Source organism: Paenibacillus sp. FSL L8-0638 (genome assembly GCF_038593075.1).
GTDB lineage: Bacteria > Bacillota > Bacilli > Paenibacillales > Paenibacillaceae > Paenibacillus > Paenibacillus polymyxa_D.
This window is the reverse complement of record NZ_CP151960.1, coordinates 4,937,404-4,958,621: the sequence shown is the minus strand read 5'-3', so window position 1 is coordinate 4,958,621 and position 21,218 is coordinate 4,937,404. Positions and strand designations below refer to the sequence as shown.

Below are 21,218 nucleotides of genomic sequence, written 5' to 3'. Positions count from 1 at the left end.
TCATGGGGGACTGTGTAGGATGAAAGGTCATGTAGATGAAATTTCATTAGATGGGTATCTTGTGCACGTCTATACACCTCCCGTCTCCGTGAATCATAATGAGTTGTATCCTGTGCTGTATGTGCAGGATGGTAGCTCTTTATTTCTAAGCGGATTAGATGAGCTGGAAAGAGGTTTTTCTGCGGAGGAGCTGCCCCGTGTGGTGCTGGTAGGTATTAAGCCCGTAAATCGGCTGGATGATTATACGCCTTGGAAGGCAGCTGCTTTAGTAGAAGGAAGACCTACTTTTGGTGGTGGTGGAGATGCCTATCTGGCGTTTGTGGTTACAAAAGTAATGCCATACGTCGAGGCAAAATATCCAGTGCATACTGGAACGGAGCATACGGGCATTATCGGCGCCTCATTGGGCGGATTAATTTCCATGTATGCCGCCTTCAAGTATAAGGACGTTTTCGGACGCGTCGGTTCCATCTCAGGCTCGTATTGGTATCCGGGTATGATTGATTATATGCAATCTGCATCATGTGCAACTGTGAGGGATGGGACACAACGCTTTTATATATCTGTCGGGACCCGTGAAGGTGAAGGGAAGACGAATGTACAAAAAGATATGGTTCCGCTCACCCTCCAGGCACACGAGTTGCTGCGGACACAGGGACTGGATGCAAAAGATGTGCTTCTTGAGCTGGATCAGGATGCAGTGCATCGAGTAGATTGTTTTCAGCGTCAATTTCCTAAGGCTGTCCAATGGTTGTTTGGATAGCATGAATTAATTACGAGTCGTATACAACAACCTCAAAGGATTGGAGAGCGTGGAGTCTCTATGCCTTTGGGGTTGTTTTTTTTGTATATTTTTTTCGTATAATAGAGAAATATTGAAAATTTAAAGTTATACGTTATTGGAAGTGAGGGGAGCATAAATGAAAAGAAACCGCCTAGGATCATCAGATTTGCTGGTAGGTGAGATTGGCCTGGGATGTATGTCGGTCGGTACGGAGGAGCAGCAAGGTGTTTACTTGATTCATGAAGCGCTAGACAGGGGCGTAAACCTGTTGGATACGGCCGATTTGTACCAGCACGGGCGCAATGAAGAAATTGTGGGTGCAGCGATCCGTGGACGGCGACAGGATGTCATCCTGGCGACCAAGGTCGGCAATCGGCGTCTACCGGGGCAGGAGGGCTGGGGATGGGACCCATCCAAGAAATATATTCTGTCTGCTGTTAAAGAGAGCCTGCGCCGCCTTGGAACGGACTATATCGACCTGTATCAGCTGCACGGAGGGACAATTGACGATCCGATGGACGAAACGATAGAGGCTTTTGAGCAACTACAACGGGAGGGCGTCATCCGTTATTATGGTATTTCCTCCATTCGCCCGCACGTCATCCGTGAATATGTCAAACGCTCGAATATCGTTAGTGTTATGAATCAGTATAGTTTACTGGATCGGCGTGCAGAGGAAGAGGTACTGTCTTTGCTTCAGGAGCGGGGAATCAGCGTGATTGCACGTGGGCCAGTGGCCAGTGGTGTATTGGCTGACGAAGGGGAAGGGAAGATAGCCAAGGGGTATCTGGACTACGAAGAAGCAGAGCTACTGGACGTGCGTAAGCAATTAAAGGCATTTGCAGGGGCGGACCGTAGTATGGGTCAGACAGCGATCCGTTATAGCCTTTCACATCCGACTGTCGCTGCTGTGATCCCGGGTGCAAGCTCTTTGAGACAATTGGAGCATAATATTTCTGCTGCAGATATTGCACCGCTAACTCAAGAAGAGCGGCAGGCGCTACAGCAAATTAGCCGAGCCAATCGTTATGATGCGCAATACCGCTGATCCGGGCAATGATGGGACAAGTGTCAAACATGTACCTATCCCAGTTGCAATTTATTAAAGAACCATTACAATATAAGAATAAGCTTCCGTTTATATAATTCCATATGTGAATATGGAGATGTTTTGTAAATACAACCTAGGAGGGACTAACGAATGGAACGCATCGAATCTCAGCAGCAATATCAGGATTTAATTAACGGTGACGGTCTGACCGTCGTGAAATTTGATACAACTTGGTGTCCAGATTGCAAGACACTGGATAAATTTATGGACGGCATTATTGAGGAAAACGCGGATAAGCGTTTCTTTGCGCTTGATGCAGAGAAATTTCAGCCGATTGCCGACGAAAATCAAGTGCGCGGCATTCCGAGTCTGCTCGTGTTCCGAAATGGCGAAAAAATTGCTCATTTGCACAGCAAATACGCTAAAACGCCAGCTCAAATCTCGGAATATTTGACTACGCTGGAATCCAAACAATAATCAGAACGCATGATAGGGATCGTTCAGTACGATCTATCCTTTCTGCAAAATAGTAAAAGGGATATCCAAGGCTGATCATTCAGATCCTATGGATATCCCTTTTTAGTTAGTGGTTATCGGTACCAAACAATGGCTTATAAAATAATGAAAAAGAACACAGCCGCCAGCACGAAGCGGTAAATGGCGAACGTAGTCAGACTCAAGCGTTTGAGCAGACCGAGGAATGTTTTGATCGCCAGCATCCCGACGATAAAGGAAGTAATAAAGCCTGCTGCGAACACCGGAAAATCACTCATAGACAGATGATCCATACTTTTAATCATATCAATACCCGATGCACCCAGCATGACCGGAACCGATACGAGGAATGTAAATTCCGCGGCTGCCGTATGACTTACACGTGCGAATAGGCCCCCAGACATGGTTGAGCCTGAACGGGAGAAGCCTGGCCATAGAGCTAGGACTTGGAACACACCGATGGTAAAAGCCTGTTTGTACGTGATCTCATCCAACGTATGTGATCTAATGGGCGGATGAAATTTCTCGGCCGCAATCATCAACAGGCCTCCGATGACCAAACTATAGAGAACCGTTTCAGGACCAAACAGGTATTGCTTAATTACATCACGGAACAGTACGCCAATTAGCCCAGCTGGGATCATGGCTAAAATAATATGTAGCAGGTTTAGACGTGGCTGACTCGAGATTTTGCGTCTGAAATCAAACAGGCTCAGGAATCTGCGCCAGTATAATACGACGACTGCCAGCACAGCACCTAATTGCACGATAACCTCAAACGTTTTGACCGTATCGTTCTCTGTGTTTAATCCTAGAAGATCAGCCGTAAGGATCATGTGACCCGTCGAAGAGACCGGCAAAAACTCTGTCAGCCCTTCAATAATTCCCATAATAATAGAAGATAAAATATCCACTTTACTAGCTCCTCCTTACACGCGTGCAGGGCAAACGACCTAAGCCGTTTGCCCTGGAAATATGTCATTTCAGTAGGAGTGAACACAAGTGTCAAGTGCAAAGATAAACGCTCAGGTCACACGGTTCATTCCCGGGAAGAAGTGTCCGATTCTGCTTCCAATTCAGATGCGGGGGATGTGTGGTGTAAAATAATCTCCACCCGACGAATACGATTTTTACCCATTTCACGAATGATAAATTTCACATCTTCTTCTATGAATTCCTTGCCCTGTCTAGGTTCCGGAACCCGGCTATACACCCACCCTCCGACAGTATCCACGTCTTCATCGTCCAATGTCAAGCCAGTCAGATCGCTCAGATCGGAAAGCATCACTTTACCATCCATCAAATAACTGTTCTCCGTCAGTTTCTCGATTTCCTTCCGTTCATCCTTATCAAATTCGTCTCGAATTTCGCCAACAATCTCCTCCAAAATGTCCTCGATGGTAATGAGACCGGAGGTTCCACCGTATTCATCGACCAGGAGAGCGATATGAACCTGCTCCTTCTGCATACGTTTCAGCAGTGTGTTGACGGGGATTACTTCCGGAACGGTCAAGATCGGTTGAATCAGGCTGTCGAAAACAAGCTCGGGATTGCGGTCATACTCAAGGAATAGCTGTTTGGTATTAATCATACCAATGATCTGATCCTTGCTATCTGTCGCCACCGGAAAACGGGTATACTGCTCTTCGTGAATAGTCAGCATGTTTTCTTGTAGCGAGCGATTCGTAAACAAGCATACCATATCTGTACGTGGCACCATAATTTCCTTGGCAACGGTCTCGTCAAAAGCAAAGATACGATTTACGTAGCCATATTCGGTGTTATTGATCTTACCACTTTCCACGCTTTCGGACAAAATGATCTGAATTTCTTCCTGAGAGTGCGCTTCTTCATGCTCACTAGCCGGTTGAAGACCAAACAGACGAACCAGACGATTGGCCGAGCCGTTAAGGAGCCAAATAAACGGATACATAATCCGGTTAAACCACACGATGACTGGAGAGGTTAACAAACTGACAGCTTCCGCTTTGCGGATCGCCAATGTTTTGGGAGCCAGTTCGCCGATCACCACGTGCAGGTAAGTTACAATGACGAATGAAATAATAAAGGCCAGGATATGTGAAAAATCCCCATTGATGTTGAGCTGTTGAAAGAGAGGCTCCAGCAATTTGACTACGGTCGGTTCACCGAGCCAGCCGAGTCCCAACGCTGTAATCGTAATACCAAGCTGACAGGCGGACAAGTAGCCGTCCAGATTATTGACGACCTTTTGTAGCGCCAGTGCGTTTTTACGGTTCTCCACAACCAGCTGATCGACCCGGCTGGAACGGATTTTAATAATCGCAAACTCGGTAGCCACGAAGAAAGCACTAAATAAAATCAACACCGCAAACAAAAATAGACTGACACCTATACCCATATAATTTTCACTCATCCCTTTTTCGTTCAATTTTTTTAAGGAACTCCATTTTAAGTTCACTTGAACTTATTTTAAGAACTTAAAAGAAAATATACAAGGTTCATATGGAATCGTAGCAGGTCGCCTACCTCCAATTTACACAGAAAATAAGGCATAATAGAACCCGCACGTCTCATTGCTTCACTTTACAAGCCTAGTTTGAGGGCGTATGATGAGTTCAAATGAACTTGAAATGTAATAAAGGGAGGAAAGCAGATGGAGTCTTTTACCCTTACTCGTCGTGATATGGCCCATTTGCTGCTGGCCATGGAAGGTCGCCGCGAATTGCAGCCTTTGGCCGTTCTGCAGGACGCCTGGAGGCGCACTCATAGCCATCTCGCCCGCTCCGGGAGCGCGATGCCGACATTTTTATACACCGATGTGACACCTGTGCTAGATAAAATCATCAAGGGTAAGCACAGCGCAGCCTTTTCGCTGCAAGAGATTGTTTCCCTGGGGCAACTAGTCGAGTATAGCCATGTGTCACTAGCATCTATGCAAAATTGGGTCAAACGCGACTTCAAGGAATTTCTCGGCGCTCCGAAGATCGGCAAAAAATACTCGGTCAACCAGGCAGCTATATTGCTCATTGTAGAAGATTTAAAATCATGTCTTGATTTTGAATCCATTCGTCAGCTATTTCATATCCTGTTCCAACAGCCCGAAGATGATACGGACGATCTGATTCAGCCGGTCGATTTGTACGCTGCCTACTCAACTTTGTTTGAGGAGCTGGATGCGAATGGAGACCAACTGCTCGATGTTGCTGGTGCAGGCTATGTAAAGGATAACGGAGATTCCGTTACAGTACAGCAGCGTCAGGAAGGTGCGACAGAGGAGTTGCTGGTTCAGGCGGCTGATCAATACACCAGTCGTTTACAGCATTTGACCCCTAACCAGTGTGAAGCAGTGCGTAATACTTTGCTGGTGGCAGCAGTAGCGGTGCAAAATAGTTATTTTTTGTCCATGGCACGTCGGTATGTGAATGCGACGTTGTTTCTGGACTTCCAAGGGTAAATCAGGATTGGCACTAGAAGCCAATCCTATTTTTTTACTCTTTTTAGAGGATTGTCTACCCTTTTGGAGACTGAAAAAGTATACAAAAGAGGTATATACACTAAAACGCTGTCAAAGATACAATAAACATATATAATCCAGCAATTGGAAAAACTTTGAATATCTCTTCCAAAGCATCTGGATACACACAACAGGAGGTAATGGCATGTCCGATGTCTCCATCATCATTTGTACCCGCAACCGGATCGAAGACCTGACACGCTGTATACAATCTATTGCAGTACAGCAGCAATTGGAGCATACGGCTGTAGAACTGCTGATTGTTGATGACGGCGATATTTCCGACCAACAGATCGAGCAGTACCGTCACATGGTATCCGGATTGCCTCAAAGCGTTTTGAAATATTATAAAAAAAGTCGTCCCGGCGTTTGGTTATCTCGCTATGAGGCCTTGTCCCTTGTGCGGTATGATATTGTGCTGTATTTTGACGATGATGCAGAACTGGACGATAAACTCTATATCCGGCGCTTGCTCGATACCTATGATCAGGATAAAACGATTGTGGGTGTTGGAGGGATTGCAAAGGGATTACATTCGAGCCGGGCAGGAAAGCTGCTGGGCGTTTTGACATTTCAGATGTCTTCATCCCTCGGCAAGCTCTCGCCTAGTAGTCTGGCAGGTTCTTTGCTGCGTTGGGGCGAAGCAACAGAGGTTTTCGATACAGAATTTTTCCATGGCTGCAATATGTCCTTTCGGAGGGATGCGCTTCGGGACATGAAGCCGTATCCGTGGATGACCAGTTATGCTGTGGCTGATGATTTGTACATGTGCCAGTTAGCGAGCCGTTACGGCAAATTGGTTATCAATCCTGACTTAACCATCATTCATCATGAATCTCCAAGCTCGCGCGATAAGGCGGGCAAAGTAGCCAAGGCTACAGCGATTAACCACTATTATTTTCTTGCTTTGAAAAAGGCTGGAGTGATTCAGTATGGAGCCCTTTTATGGACCTTATCCTACTTGATGCTCAAAGAAACGCTGCGTCGCAATTTTAATGCCGCAGATGGATACAAGCAGGGGGTGTTGTTCATTCTGAACCCGCGCAAGCAAAAATATAACGAATATTTAGGCCCGGCGGTTCAGTAATCTGTTTTTTTACACATTGACAGGATAAAGGGGGAGTATGATGTTAAGCTTGTCCATTGCTCTGTGCACCCGAAATCGGGTTGACGATCTGACCCGATGCATCAATTCAATTGCCATTGGGGGAGCACCGGAGGCATGTGAAACCGAGCTATGGATTATTGACGACGGAGAACTGCCGAAGCATGTGCTGGAACGCTATGAGCGTCAGTTGGGCAGAGCGGGAATTACCTACCGATATCATCGCAAGGAGCAGCCGGGATTATGGTTATCTCGTGTAAAGACAGCTGAACTTGCGCAGGGTGACATTATTTTGTTCCTTGACGATGATGTTGAGTTGCCGAGCAACTATTTAAGTGAGTTGATGCGTACCTATGAGGCTTACCCGCAGGCTGCTGGTGTCGGCGGTATTGCACAGGGAATGAGTAACAGCTTCATGGGAACGATTCGATGCTTGCTGTCATTCCAGCAGTCTTTGTCAAAAGGGAGGTTGTCCCTCAGCGGTCAGTCCGGCTCGATGTATAACTGGCATAAGGCCAAGAAGACGTTTAGAACCCAGTTTTTTCATGGCTGCAATATGTCATTTCGACGTGAGGCGATTCGCAGTCTGGAGCCGGTACCTTGGTTACAAAGCTATAGCGTAGGCGAGGATTTATTACTTTCGCGCATCGCAATGAAAAGCGGTCCGTTATACATTAACCCGGCGCTTACGCTGCTTCATCACGAATCGCCGTCCTCACGCGACAATATGGAGCAGGTTACTTATATGCGGGTGATGAATCATATTCATCTACTGCGTGAAGAGGGATCTGGGCCGATTGGTTATGCAGCGCTATACTGGACGACGTTGTATCAGATTTTGAGAGAAAAGCCCAAGAAAAATCATACTGCCATTCAAGGCTATAGAAGAGCGTTGAAAGCGATCTTTTCAAGTCCGAAGGAGCCTGTTGACGGGGGGCAGTTGCCTGAACGCAATTCCAAAAAAACGGTAGGCTGATGGAGGTGCGTCAAAAGACGCGATGCGAGCATAGAGACGAGAGGCTTAATAAGGAACAGGAGTTGGACGTAACATGAGCACATGGACAGCAGCAAGGAAAGTATTCACGGGTGACAGTCTCGCCAAAACGATCATGCGCACGAGCTTTAACAATTTTTTTGTGCTAATCGTTACGACCCTGACTTCCATCCTGACCGCACGTATGCTCGGAGTAGAGGGGAAAGGAGAACTGGCGGCAGTTCTGTTCTGGCCTACGCTGATCGGCAGTGTGCTGAGCTTCGGGTTACCAACGTCGTTAATTTATAACATCAAGAAGAAAACAGGCACGACGGAAGAATTGCTGGCGTTGTCGCTCTGGATTCAGTTGCCTGCCAGCTTGTTGGCGGGAGCTGTGGCCTGGATATGCATGCCGCTGTGGCTGAATGGTTATGGTGCGGACATCATCCAACTGTCCCAGCTTTATTGTGCGGCAGCCATACCACTGGCAGTGCTTACAGCGCTGACGACAGCATTGTCGCAAGGGCTGGATCGGTTTAGCGTATATAATGGTCTGTTGTTTTACTACCCGTTACTGAATTTCATCGGTCTGGTGACACTGTGGCTGATGGGCTTGCTCAATGTGCAGCTGGCAGGAGCAGTGAATTTTGCCGCGAGTTTCCTTGCACTAGTGTGGGCGTTCCTCCGTTTGCGCAAGTATATGAATTTGCGTGCTTTCCGCCCATTTACCAGCCGCCAAGTGCTTCGTCCTTATTATAGCTATGGAGCGAGGGTTTACGGGATGGAGCTGATGGGGACGCTGTCCACACAAACGGACAAAATCGTTATTGTGGCACTGCTATCACCCAAAGCGTTCGGCCTGTACTCTGTCGTCTACGCCTTGTCTCGTGTGTTCAATGTAGTGCAAAATGCCGTCACTAACGTTACCTTTCCAAAGGTGACAGGGATGGAGCACAGCAAGATTGTCGAAACGGTAGGACGTGCTTTTCGCATCTCTATGGCTGCGATGCTAATCGTCATTGTGCCTGCTCTCTTCATTGGACGATACATGCTGGGTTTGCTGTACGGCCCCGCTTTTCTGGAAGCATCGCTAACGTTCTACCTGCTGTCACTGGAATGTATCATTGGTGGCGGCTCATGGATTCTGGCTTCGGCCTTTAACGCGCTGGGGCGTCCGGGACTGGTATTGTTCCGGCAAATTGTAGCCTATGCGATCACCGTTGGTCTGTTTTTTATTTGTACACCGATCTTCGGTCTGGATGGCATTGCGATTGCTTTGCTTGTAGGCGCTTGTGTTCGGTTGGCGTTCTCACTGTTCTCGTTCCCCATGTTTTTCAATGTTCCGCTATCACGGATCATTTTTGATAAAAGTGATATTACATTCGTCATTCAGACAATACAAAAGAAGCGCAGGAAGGGAGAACTGAAAGATGCCGAATTTGCATCCCATGGCTAAACTGAAAAATAAGCTGAGCGTCATTCTCGACGTAGTCCCCCAAGGTTCGAATATCATTTATGTCGACTATCCCGTCTATAATAACGGTGGGGATGTACTCATCATGAAAGGCACCGAGGCGTTCTTCAAGGATAATGGTATCCGTGTCCGTGCCCGTTATAGCGCTATGGATATTCCCGATCAGCTTCAAATTCCAGGCGACTGGATTATCGTGTGCCACGGCGGCGGCAACTTCGGCGATCTCTATTCAAATCACCAAAATTTGCGTGAACGCATCGTTCGCGATTTTCCTGACCACCGAATTGTGATTATGCCGCAAACGATTCACTTTCAATCTGAACAGAAGGCGAATGAGGTCGCTGCCCTGTTTAATGCTCACCCGGATCTACATATGTTTGTGCGGGATACACGCTCTTATCAGTGGGCTAAGGACAAGCTGAACCAGTGCAGTATCACACTATGTCCTGATATGGCGCACCAGCTCTGGCCATTGAAGCCGACTACGGAAACCGTGAAGGATGTATTGTATTTCTTGCGGACTGATATTGAAACGGTGGGTGGACAAAAGAAGTTCGATGACGAGGCAGATGCCGCTCACCGTCTGGACTGGGATACTTTGTTCACTCCGCTGGAAGTGAAAGGAATTGTCTATTTCCAGAAGTTTTACCGACTGGATAAGAAAATCGGTGGCCCGTTGCCTACGCGTACATTCTGGTACAAGTACACAGACCATCTTATGAACAAAGCGGTTACCCTGTTCAGCTCTTACCGCGAGGTTCGCACTTCACGACTGCACGGTCACATTCTGGCCTGTCTGCTTGATATGCCGCACGTTGTCATTGACAATTCCTACGGCAAGAACTCGCAATATTATAATACCTGGACACAGCCGAATCCAAAGGCGAAGCTGTTTAGTGAAGCTCCAAGTGCGTTGGAGCAGCCATCTTAATAGTAAGAAAAATTATTTTCAAAAGCCTCCTGATCATTGAAATGATTTAGGAGGCTTTTATATAGAGACAAAATCATTTAATGTGATAAATAATAAAGGCAGTGAATATTTAATGACTTAATCTAAAAGAGTAGGACGCCCCCGTAGAGGTCTTTATTGCGCCAATTTCCCCCCAAAAAACGTCGCTTTATTTTGACAATTCATTTCATGAATAGATATAATTTATGGGATAAAACTTGCAGAAAACCGGGAAATCCCACAGTTTTTGCACCGCATCACATATTACATGGCAGTACATCACATGAAAATATATTTATTTTAATGAATCGAGGCTGACGAATGAGTAATCAATCGATGGACATGCTTCTCACGAAGGATATCGTGCGTGAAGGGGAGTCTATTTTGCGTACGAAGGTTGATCCGGTATGCTTGCCACTATCTGAAGAGGATCTTCAACAGATGCAATGGATGCTGGATTATCTGAAAAATAGCCAAAATGAAGAGCTGGCTACCCGCTATGAACTGCGCCCGGGTGTGGGGTTATCTGCAAACCAGGTGGGTTTGAACAAAAGAATGTGCGCTATTTATTATGAAGATGGAGACAAAACGGTAGAGTATGCGTTGTTTAATCCGAAGTTGGTCAGCCACTCCACGTCCATGATTTATTTGGAACAGGGTGAGGGGTGCTTGTCGGTAGATCGGTACGTAGCCGGATATGTACCGCGTTACGAAAAAATTCGTATTAAAGCTACTTTACCAGACGGAACACAGGAGCTATTGACTTTCAAAGGTTATGCAGCGATTGTTGTACAGCATGAAATGGACCATTTGGATGGTATTATGTTCTATGACCGTATCAACCCGGAAGATCCGCACAAGCTGCCGCAGGGAGTGCATATCGAACCTTTTGTACGTAAATAGTTTAGGAATCGTAAAGTGTGGTGACTCTGTTCGCCACATTTTTTAAATTTTGCAAAAAATATAGATATAGAGGTTACGAAGCATTAAACTGGATACATACATATAGGTCGAGATGGAGAATGTGAAAACACGCAAAAAATGTAAGCGCTTATCTTGTAGGAGGGATGGCATGAATCGTGGAGTATGGCTTCTGATGAGTAATATGCGTATGCGGAATAAGCTGCTGTTCTCCTACGTACTAATTGTCATGATTCCGGTGCTGGTGGTTGGCGGCTGCGTTACTTTTTATTTGCGAGAGCAGGCATTGAATAGTGCAATTGCCCAGACGGTAAACAATGTGGAAAAGATCAAGAGCCAGACGGCAAATTTACTGCGTGTGCCAACGGATATTTCAAATGGGCTCATGTTCGATAAAAGGCTGAGGGAGATGGCGAACCGACGGTATCCGGGTATGGTAGAGCTGATGAATGCGTATCATCAATACAAGGATTTTAATGAGTATACTCAGCAATATAGAGAAGTTGCTACCATCCGGTTCTATTCGTACAATCCGACGCTTGTCAATAATCTGGAGTTTATTCCAGTGGACTCTAACATTGAGCGGCAGCAGTGGTTCCAGACGGCTTTGAAGGGGACGGCGATTAACTGGTTTTACATTCAGGATAAGGAGGATAACCCGGTTAATCGCTTAAGCCTGGTACGGCAAATTCCATTTCCCGAATACAATACCAAGGGAGTTCTGATGATATCGCTGAGCCAGACCGAGTTGAATCATATGCTGAGCAAGGAGCCTTTTGAAACATTGATTGCGGATCGTAACGGGATTGTGGTCGCAGCTACTCGTCCGCAGTCGGTGGGGCAGACGTTGGGCGATTTACATTTGGGCTTTGATGTCCAGCGTGCGGGTAAGGGGATATATGAAGCGAAAATCAACGGAATACCCTCCAACATCATCGTGGATGAGCTGCTGCCCGCCTCCAGTGTGAGCGGATTTACGATTATTTCAGTGTTTTCAACGGAGCATATTGTACAGGGAGCCAATCGAATCAGTCTGATTGGTGCTTTATGTGTCCTTGCAGTGCTGATTATGGCACTGATTCTGATCACCATCATTTCCTGGCTGATTACCAAACGCCTACAGCGGTTGAGCTATGAGCTGGGTAAGGTAGCCGCGGGCGATTTTCATGTGGTATCGAGTGTGGAGGGAAGGGACGAAATCGGGGATTTATCCCGCCGTTTCAACTATATGGTGAGTAGTATTCGCCAACTCATGGCGCAGGTCTATGAGACGAGTGAGCACAACAACAGGCTGGAATTGGCACAAAAGGATATCAAGTTAAAAATGATGGCCAGCCAAATTAATCCACACTTTCTGTTTAATGCATTAGAATCTATTCGAATGAAAGCACATCTGAATGGGGAAGCGGAAATTGCAACGACGGTGCGTTTGCTTGGCAGGCTGATGCGCCGGAATCTGGAGATTGGCAGTGGTAAAACGACGGTACTACAGGAGCTGGATATGGTGCGATCCTATTTGCAAATTCAGCAATTCAGATTTGGAAATCGCTTGATCTATGAAGTGAATTTGGAAGAAGATGCGACGGACATGTCGATTCCTCCCTTAATCATACAACCGCTGGTGGAAAATGCGGTCATTCATGGACTGGAAAATAAGGAAGAGCCGGTTACCGTGAAGGTAAATATTGCAATAGAACAAAGAGAGTTGAAAATTAAAGTAGAAGATGATGGGATTGGCATGGAAGCTGGGCAACTGACCCGTCTGCTAGCTCGGATCAGGGGGACGGATGAGCCGGAAGGGAGCAGTATTGGCCTGCGTAATGTACATCAACGTCTGACATTGATGTATGGTGAACGTTATGGATTGCATATTGAAAGCGCATTACAAGTAGGAACAACCGTATACTTTTCCATACCAAGGGAGGAAGAGTCGAATGTATAAAGCGATGATTGTAGATGACGAGCCAGCGATTCGTGAAGGATTGTCCTCCATTATTGACTGGGGGGATTGTGGCTTCCGTATTGTCGATACGGCAGGGAATGGACGCGAGGCTCTGGATAAGTTCGGAGAGCATCGGCCGGAGCTAGTCATTGTAGATATTCGTATGCCCGGGATGAGTGGACTGGAGGTTATACGTAGTATACGTGAAAAGAACGGGGAGCCGTATCATTTTCTCATATTAAGCGGATATGCAGACTTTGATTATGCACGGCAAGCCATGGGCTTCGGAGTAGATGGCTATCTACTGAAGCCAGTTGATGAGGAAGAAATGACGTCAGAGTTGAAACGGGTACGGCAAAACATTGAGGACGAGAAAGAAGACGGCAAATGGGGAAGTCCGCCTTCCCATGAGCGTAATTGGATCGAAGCACTATTGTTTCCGGTTTATCGAGAGCATGCTCGTAATGCTGTGGAAAGCAGCGATTCTCTGCACAGAGCATCCAAGCAAGTTGAACATCAAAGCGGTAACGGAAAATATGGACAACAGCCAGCGTTACCAGCCTTGGACTGGAGTAGCTATCAGGTTATTCTGCTGGATTTACGTATACCTGACTGGGATCGGCAAGCCCGGCAGTCGGCAGCAAAGCAGCGACTAACAGAAATGTGCCATGAGCAAGGAAGAGGTATCGTGTTTGAGGCTGGAATATATATGGGTCTTTTGCTTCCCGCCACGTTAAAAACGGAGAGAGATGCTGTTCAGTTACTAGCTGCTTGGCGACAGGAGCTAAAGGCGTGGGCTACGGAAATTTATGTGGCTGCCGGTGATCCTGTAGCCAGTCTTAGCGACATTCCCAGATCTTTTGAGCAGGCACTACGATTATTGGAGCGTACGTTTTTGTTCCGGGCAGAAAGAGTCATGCTTCCTGGAGACCTACACGAATTGGAGACAGTCGAGACTGAAATGAGTGGAGCGTCTGATAGTACCACAGATGATCCCATACGTTATGCAGAAAAGCTGTACTATGCGCTAGATATGGCTAATAGTGAAGCTGCAACCCGTGTCATTAAGGAAATGGAAGTCCAATTTCCACGGATTTATCGCACAGAATCCGCAATCAAGGCGGCGTTCGCCCAAACATTCACACTGGCGTTGAACAAGTATGCAGCCGGACAGGATCACAGCCGAACCGTGCTGGAGGAGCACTCCAGCTTTATAACCGATGTATATGCTTATTCCACATTGGGCGAGCTGGTGGATCACTCGCTGGAGCATGTGTTGCAATGGATTGGACAGACTGATTCCGGTGGCAAGGACATCATCATGAAACAAATGATTGACTTTATTCATAGTCATTATGATGAAAATTTGCGATTGGAGTTACTGGCAGATATGTTTAATTACAATAGTGGCTATTTGGGCAAATTGTTCAAAAGTCATACTGGCGAGGCCTTTAATGCCTACCTGGATAAGGTGAGGATTGAGCGAGCAAGGGAGTTGCTTGCACAAGGAATTAAGGTACACCAGGTGGCGGAACGCGTAGGGTATGCGAACGCAGATTATTTTCATAGTAAATTTAAAAAGTATGCTGGAATGTCACCTTCCTCCTATCGTAATCGGGTTCAAAAGAACGGAGGAACAGATGGCTGTTGATAGAATCCCTAGGTATAACGCTATGAAGTCTCTCTTGCAGATGTCGGAGGTACAACCTCCGAACGAAGAGGGGCTCTTTTTTATGGTGAAAAAACAGATAGATCAATCGAAAATGTCACATTTATTATGGAGTTTAGGTCGTTTTCATCAAATCGCCATCATTATGACACAGCTTTGACACGATGTTCACATTTTCGATTCTATTTCATTTAAATTTATTCTATATAATGGGGATAATCTGAAGCCGGATCATGATAACCATAGTGAAGGTAGTTGAGTGAGTCATTTTCTAAAAAAGTGACCGCTGCATATGTAAGAATGTGAATACTATCACAAATGTAGAAGACTTCAGATTACAGACACTATAAATCAATGTTAAGAGAAGTGTAGGGGGAGGAGCAACATCATGGACGTATTGGATTTGGCACGGTTGCAGTTTGCAACCACAACGATTCTTCACTTTGTTTATGTGCCGATCTCCATTGGATTGTCGTTATTGGTGGCAATTATGGAGACTATGTATGTTATCAAGAAAAATGACTTGTACAAAAAAATGGCTCAATTCTGGGGAACGTTTCTGCTGATTAACTTTGCACTGGGCGTAGTCACCGGGATTTTGCAAGAATTCCAGTTCGGGATGAACTGGTCGGACTTTTCCCGTTTTGTGGGTGATGTATTCGGTACGCCGCTGGCAATTGAAGCACTGCTTGCATTTTTCCTAGAATCGACCTTTATCGGATTATGGGTGTTCGGTTGGGAAAGATTGTCCAAAACGGTCCATCTAATTTGTATGTGGTTGGTATCGATCGGTACGATGTTATCGGCATTGTGGATTCTAGCTGCTAATTCATTCATGCAACGTCCAGTAGGATATGAGATTCAAAATGGACGTGCAGAAATGAAAGATTTTGCCGCTTTGTTAACGAACGAACAACTGTTATGGGAATTTCCACATACATTGTTTGCTGCTTTTGCAACGGGGGCATTTCTGATCGCGGGTATCAGTGCATGGAAGCTGATGCACAAAAAGAATATGGACTTTTTTAAACCTTCTTTTAAATTGAGTATTATTGTTGCCTTAATCAGTGCCATTGCTATTCCTTTGTTTGGTCATGGACAGGCTCAATATTTGGTGAAAACACAACCGATGAAGATGGCTGCCAGTGAGGGCTTATGGGAGAACAGCGGTGACCCCGCTCCTTGGACCGTTATCGCATGGATTGATCCTGGAAACAAGGGGAATACCTTTGAGATTAAAGTTCCTTTTGCTTTGAGTTTTCTATCCTATAGTAAATTTACCGGCTCTGTGCCTGGTATGAATGAGCTGCAAGCCCAATATGAAAAAACGTATGGTCCGGGCGATTATATCCCGCCAGTACGTACCACGTTTTGGAGCTTCCGCATTATGATTGCAGCGGGATGTGGCATGATTGCACTTGCCTTATACGGGGCTTACCTGACGTTCCGTAAAAAGCTGGAAGGTTCACATCGCTGGTTCTTCCGTCTTATGATATGGGGGATATCCCTTCCATTCATTGGGAATACTTCAGGTTGGATCATGACTGAAATAGGCCGCCAACCGTGGACGGTATTTGGTTTGCTTCAAACGAAAGATTCTGTTTCGCCTACAGTTGTGGCAGGAGAAGTGCTATTCTCGTTCATCTCATTTACCACATTGTATTTAATTTTAACAGGTGTGCTGGCGTTTCTGTTTTACCGTACGGCTCGCAAAGGTCCAGATATTGAGCCACATCAGCAAACGGTAATTCATGATCCTTTTGCTCAAGGGGGTGACACCATTGTCGCTAAATGATTTATGGTTCTTATTGATCGCTGTGCTGTTTACCGGCTTCTTTTTTCTGGAGGGCTTTGATTTTGGCGTAGGAATGGCCACAGGATTGGTGCCGCGTAATGACCAACAAAAACGTTTGATGATCAATACGATTGGTCCATTCTGGGATGCCAACGAAGTGTGGCTGATTACAGCAGCAGGTGCAATGTTTGCCGCTTTTCCGCATTTTTATGCGACTATGTTCAGCGGATATTATCTCGTATTTGTGTTTATTTTGCTAGGTTTGATCTTGCGTGGAGTTTCTTTTGAGTTCCGCGGCAAGGCTGAAGGGAAATGGTGGACAGGAACGTGGGATGCCTGCATTCTGATTGGCAGCTTTCTACCGCCGATGCTGTTCGGTATGGCTTTTGCGGCTTTGGTGAAAGGTGTACCTATTCAGCAAAACATGGATTTGAAAGCTGGATTTTCCGATGTATTCAATGGATATACCGTATGGATTGGACTGACAGTGGTCGGAATGTGCCTAATGCACGGACTGACGTTTATTTCTCTGCGGACGATTGGAGAAGTACGGGATCGTGCTCGCGTGATGGCATCCAAATTTCTTCCGGTATTGGGCATTTTACTCGCTGGCATGGTGGTATGGACTTATTTTGCAACGGATTTATTTGCGCGTCGCGGTCCCTTTATGTATGCTGCGGTAGCAGTCGGAATTGTCGCCTATGTGCTGACGTGGTACTTCCTGAAGCAGCGCCGCGAAGGATGGGCCTTCGGGATGACAGGTGCAGTGATTTTACTGACCTTCGTTTCGTTATTCGTCGGTTTGTTCCCAAGATTTATGGTGAGCTCGATTAATAGTGCTTTTGATTTGACGATTTATAATGCAAGCTCCAGTCATTACACACTGAAAGCCATGACGATTGTTGCAGCAACGCTTTTACCCTTTGTGCTGGCTTATCAGGCGTGGAGCTATTTTGTTTTCCATAAGCGTCTCAGTGAGAAGGATCATTTGGAATACTAATGGATAAGGCATGGTTTGAATTAAAGGGCATTCGGCCAGTGATGCTGCTACTGGCTGCCCTTTCCCTGCTCCAGGGGGCCGCAGTGATTGCACAAGCAGTCTTCTTGGCAAAGGCTGTTACGATTTTGTTTGAACAAAATCCGCTGGTGATGGCTTGGCCGTCGCTGGCGTTGTTTTTCGCTGCTTTTGCAACGAGGCATACGGCGATCTGGCTGCAACGCCGGACAGCAGGCCGTTTTGCTGAAGCTTCAGGCGCTTCCTTACGGGAGCGTCTGCTTGCACGTTTGTTCGAACGGGGGCCGGGTTTTGCAGCGCAGGAAGGTAGCGGCAAGTTGGTGACGCTGGCGCTGGACGGCATGGATCGTTTTCGCACGTATTTGGAACTGTCCATTCCTCGTATGATTGACATGATGGCTGTCACTATACTTGTACTTGTGTATGTTTTCACATTGGACGTCATTTCAGGTGTGATTTTGACGACTACGATGCCGATTCTGGTAGGCTTCTTTATTTTACTCGGCTTGGCGGCGCGGAAGCAGGCAGACAAGCAGTGGCGTTCCTATCGTCTGTTATCTCATCATTTCACGGATTCGCTGCGTGGACTTCAGACACTAAGGTTTTTGGGTCGTAGCCAAGAGCATGGGGAAACAGTTGGGAAGGTCAGCGACCAATACCGCACGGCAACGATGCGCACGCTGCGGGTAGCGTTTCTTTCCTCATTTGCCCTTGATTTTTTTAGTATGCTATCGGTCGCATTTGTGGCGGTAGGCTTGGGTTTGCGCCTGATTAGTGGCTCGGTGGGTTTGGAGGCAGCGCTTGCGGTGCTTATTCTGGCCCCAGAATATTTTATGCCCATACGCCAGTTGGGATCAGACTATCATGCTTCACTGGATGGTAAGGAGGCTTGGGGAGCAATCCGCTCCATTCTCAGTAAAGAAGATGATGCGACCGAGCCGAATAAACTGGCAGCTAACGATAAAGGATTGGACATCACGGGACAGGACATTCTCGAGCTGTCCGATGTGTGCCTCCTTAATGAAGACGGTTCGGCTCGGCTTGAACATGTGTCTGCCAATGTTGAATCGTACATGAACATGATCGGCATCGTTGGAGCTAGCGGTGCAGGTAAAACGACGCTGCTTAGTCTGCTTGGCGGTTTTGCTGATCCCACTTCGGGCGAACTGCTCCTGAATGGATGCAGATTGGCTGGGGATGCAAAAGCTGAATGGCAACGGCATATTGCGTATATTCCACAGCATCCATACCTGTTTAGCGCTTCTCTGGCAGATAATATCCGTTTTTATGAACCGGAGGCATCCAACCAGCAGGTGGAGTGGGCGGTTGACGCGGTTGGACTGCGTGAACTGGTAGACGGTCTTCCGGGTGGAATGAATGAGCCCATTGGTGAAGCGGGTAGGACGTTGAGCGGAGGACAGGCGCAGCGGATTGCATTGGCGCGGGCGTTGCTCAGTAACCGTCCGGTCATTTTATTGGATGAGCCTACGGCGCATCTGGATATTGAGACAGAGTGGGAGCTAAAACAGACGATTTTATCGGTTTTGAAACACAAAAAAGTGTTTCTTGCCACCCACCGGCTACATTGGATGCCAGATATGGACTGTGTCTGGATGATGAATCAAGGTCGTTTGGAAGAAGTAGGTTCCCATCAGCAATTGATTGCCCGTAAGGGGGCATATTACCGATTGCTGACGGGGATGTCGGAAGGAGGGAACGGACGATATGAGAGTAACGGATAATAGCAGACAAGGCTGGTTTGTGACGTATCTGAGACAATATTTTTGGGCCTTTCTGCTAGCTGCTCTTTTGGGCGCGCTGGCCATTGGATGTGCGGGCGCGTTGCTTTTTACGTCCGGTCATCTGATTACCCGTTCGGCCTTAAAACCGGAAAATATATTAATGGTGTACGTTCCAATTGTGCTTGTGCGAACATTTGGTTTTAGTAAAGCGGTTATTCAGTACCTGGAACGCTTGGTAGGACATGATGCCGCACTGCGTCTGGTGTCCCGTATGCGGGTACGCTTATATCGGGCAGTAGAACCGCAGGCGCTGATGATCCGCAGCAAATTCCGTACAGGGGATTTATTGGGGTTGCTGGCAGAGGATATTGAGCAGCTTCAAAACATCTATCTGAAGCTAGTTCTGCCTGCGCTATCGGCTTTGCTGATTTATGCAGCAGGCATCTCGGCGCTCGGACGGATGGACGGAACCTTTGCCTTGCTTATGGCGCTATATGGAGGATTTTTGCTTTTTATTGCCCCAGCTATCTCACTATGGACCTCACTCGCCAAACGGCGAATGTTCAAGCAGGAACGGAGTAAAGCCTATCAGGACCTGACGGATGCTCTGTTCGGCATGAGTGATCTGGTGCTGAGCGGACGGACTGGGCATTTCCTGAGTACCTTTACACAACGGCACAATAGGGCTGCCGTGATGGAAAATTCACTTCGCCGGGGCGAGTGGCGTTCTCATTGGATGGCACAATGCGTTGTAGGCGGTGGGATTGTGATTATGACTGTGTGGGCCGGAGGCCTAGTAGCACAGAATCGTATAGAAGCCACATGGCTGGCATCCTTTGCCCTTGTGGCTTTTCCGTTGCTGGATGCCTTCGTTCGCGCTGGAGAAGCAGTGGTGCATGCACCGGAGTATCAGGATTCCCTTCGACGGTTGAAGGATTCGGAGAAAGACACACCTACACCTGTGTCATCATCGCTTCTGGTTACTGTGGATGCAGGACACACAGCAGCAGGCGGCACAGCTGACACTATAGATGAGCAGGCTGCCGCTCTGGGATTGGGCCACGGAGGAGACCTGCTGCTGAACAACGTAAGCTACCGCTATGCGGCAACGCAGGAATGGAGCGTGCGTGATATCTCCTTGCACGTACCGCAGGGGGGCAAGGTTGCATTGCTTGGTCGCAGTGGTGCGGGCAAGTCCACGCTACTGAATCTGATTCAGGGAGCATTGCAGCCTGATGAAGGGAGCGTCACTGTCGCAGGGATTCCCGTATACACAGGTGGAGCATACTCCAATCTATTTGCGGTGCTGAACCAGCAGCCGTATTTATTCGATACAACGGTAGCGAACAATATTCGGCTGGGACGACCCGATGCTACGCTGGATGAGGTGCGTGCAGTGACGGAGCAGGTAGGGCTTGGAACTCTAATTGATTCTTTGCCGGAGGGCTACGATACCCGAATGCATGAGACGGGCCTTCGTTTTTCCGGTGGAGAAAAACAGCGAATTGCACTGGCGCGGATTTTGCTGCAAAATCACCCGATTGTTTTGCTGGATGAGCCGACAGTGGGGCTTGACCCGCTGACAGAGCATGAGCTCATGCAGACGATGTTTCGTGTGCTGAAGGGCAAAACATTGATCTGGATCACGCATCATCTGACGGGGATGGAGCATATGGACGAGGTGATCTTTATGGAACAGGGCACCATTTCCATGCGCGGCAGTCATGAGCAGCTATGGCAGGAGCAGCCCCGATACCGTAGCCTGTATGAGCTGGATCATCCGAGCCTGTGAAATGAGGTATTTAAA

Annotated in this window: 18 protein-coding genes; 16 read left to right on the top strand and 2 right to left on the bottom strand. The window is 47.1% G+C overall.

What is annotated here, in order from left to right; all coding sequences use genetic code 11:
• Positions 1–19: 19 nt before the first annotated feature.
• The 3 genes from MKY35_RS22135 to MKY35_RS22125 all read left to right on the top strand — a co-directional run bounded on the left by MKY35_RS22135 (position 20) and on the right by MKY35_RS22125 (position 2,312).
• On the top strand, positions 20–763 hold the full coding sequence (locus MKY35_RS22135; RefSeq protein ID WP_342444830.1) for an alpha/beta hydrolase-fold protein: 744 nt from the start codon (positions 20–22) through the stop codon (positions 761–763).
• Positions 764–920: 157 nt separating this feature from the next.
• Positions 921–1,832: an aldo/keto reductase gene (locus tag MKY35_RS22130; protein ID WP_342444829.1), complete on the top strand. Its 912-nt coding sequence runs from the start codon at positions 921–923 to the stop codon at positions 1,830–1,832.
• A 153-nt stretch (positions 1,833–1,985) separates the two neighbouring features.
• Entirely contained in the window at positions 1,986–2,312 is a 327-nt protein-coding gene (locus tag MKY35_RS22125) for a thioredoxin family protein (protein ID WP_025721930.1), read from the top strand.
• A 134-nt stretch (positions 2,313–2,446) separates the two neighbouring features.
• Here MKY35_RS22125 and bacA read toward each other — a convergent pair whose 3' ends face one another.
• Together bacA and MKY35_RS22115 are read right to left on the bottom strand one after the other, a co-directional pair.
• Positions 2,447–3,244, bottom strand: coding sequence for an undecaprenyl-diphosphate phosphatase (bacA, locus tag MKY35_RS22120; RefSeq protein WP_272639136.1), 798 nt, complete (start codon positions 3,242–3,244; stop codon positions 2,447–2,449).
• A 125-nt stretch (positions 3,245–3,369) separates the two neighbouring features.
• Positions 3,370–4,710, bottom strand: coding sequence for a hemolysin family protein (locus MKY35_RS22115; RefSeq protein ID WP_196245377.1), 1,341 nt, complete (start codon positions 4,708–4,710; stop codon positions 3,370–3,372).
• Between the two features lie 255 nt (positions 4,711–4,965).
• Between MKY35_RS22115 and MKY35_RS22110 the strand changes: the two genes are divergently transcribed.
• The 13 genes from MKY35_RS22110 (at position 4,966) to cydC (ending at position 21,203) form a co-directional block, all read left to right on the top strand.
• Positions 4,966–5,766, top strand: coding sequence for a DUF1836 domain-containing protein (locus tag MKY35_RS22110; protein ID WP_039273781.1), 801 nt, complete (start codon positions 4,966–4,968; stop codon positions 5,764–5,766).
• A 205-nt stretch (positions 5,767–5,971) separates the two neighbouring features.
• Complete coding sequence (locus MKY35_RS22105; RefSeq protein WP_029519255.1) at positions 5,972–6,913, top strand: glycosyltransferase family 2 protein; 942 nt, start codon at positions 5,972–5,974, stop codon at positions 6,911–6,913.
• A 40-nt stretch (positions 6,914–6,953) separates the two neighbouring features.
• Complete coding sequence (locus MKY35_RS22100) at positions 6,954–7,907, top strand: glycosyltransferase family 2 protein (RefSeq protein WP_039273779.1); 954 nt, start codon at positions 6,954–6,956, stop codon at positions 7,905–7,907.
• Positions 7,908–7,980: 73 nt separating this feature from the next.
• The gene (locus tag MKY35_RS22095) at positions 7,981–9,360 is read left to right on the top strand and encodes an oligosaccharide flippase family protein (RefSeq protein WP_028541812.1); all 1,380 of its coding nucleotides are present in this window, start codon (positions 7,981–7,983) and stop codon (positions 9,358–9,360) included.
• Positions 9,335–10,309: a polysaccharide pyruvyl transferase family protein gene (locus tag MKY35_RS22090; protein ID WP_039273775.1), complete on the top strand. Its 975-nt coding sequence runs from the start codon at positions 9,335–9,337 to the stop codon at positions 10,307–10,309. Before MKY35_RS22095 ends, MKY35_RS22090 begins: the two co-directional genes overlap by 26 nt.
• A gap of 339 nt (positions 10,310–10,648) precedes the next feature.
• Positions 10,649–11,230, top strand: coding sequence for a peptide deformylase (gene def, locus MKY35_RS22085; protein WP_023990342.1), 582 nt, complete (start codon positions 10,649–10,651; stop codon positions 11,228–11,230).
• Between the two features lie 169 nt (positions 11,231–11,399).
• Entirely contained in the window at positions 11,400–13,190 is a 1,791-nt protein-coding gene (locus MKY35_RS22080; RefSeq protein WP_342444828.1) for a sensor histidine kinase, read from the top strand.
• Complete coding sequence (locus MKY35_RS22075) at positions 13,183–14,841, top strand: response regulator transcription factor (RefSeq protein ID WP_342444827.1); 1,659 nt, start codon at positions 13,183–13,185, stop codon at positions 14,839–14,841. The genes MKY35_RS22080 and MKY35_RS22075 overlap by 8 nt, the downstream gene beginning before the upstream one ends.
• 22 nt (positions 14,842–14,863) lie before the next feature.
• A complete protein-coding gene (locus MKY35_RS22070) occupies positions 14,864–15,019 on the top strand; it encodes a hypothetical protein (protein ID WP_342444826.1) in 156 nt (51 codons plus the stop codon).
• A 228-nt stretch (positions 15,020–15,247) separates the two neighbouring features.
• Complete coding sequence (locus MKY35_RS22065; protein ID WP_069011655.1) at positions 15,248–16,654, top strand: cytochrome ubiquinol oxidase subunit I; 1,407 nt, start codon at positions 15,248–15,250, stop codon at positions 16,652–16,654.
• Positions 16,641–17,654: a cytochrome d ubiquinol oxidase subunit II gene (gene cydB, locus MKY35_RS22060; RefSeq protein WP_080710733.1), complete on the top strand. Its 1,014-nt coding sequence runs from the start codon at positions 16,641–16,643 to the stop codon at positions 17,652–17,654. Before MKY35_RS22065 ends, cydB begins: the two co-directional genes overlap by 14 nt.
• Entirely contained in the window at positions 17,654–19,411 is a 1,758-nt protein-coding gene (cydD, locus tag MKY35_RS22055; protein ID WP_342444825.1) for a thiol reductant ABC exporter subunit CydD, read from the top strand. The genes cydB and cydD overlap by 1 nt, the downstream gene beginning before the upstream one ends.
• Positions 19,395–21,203 (top strand): thiol reductant ABC exporter subunit CydC, encoded by a 1,809-nt coding sequence (gene cydC, locus MKY35_RS22050; RefSeq protein ID WP_342444824.1) that lies wholly within the window; start codon positions 19,395–19,397, stop codon positions 21,201–21,203. The genes cydD and cydC overlap by 17 nt, the downstream gene beginning before the upstream one ends.
• The last annotated feature ends 15 nt before the right edge of the window (positions 21,204–21,218 follow it).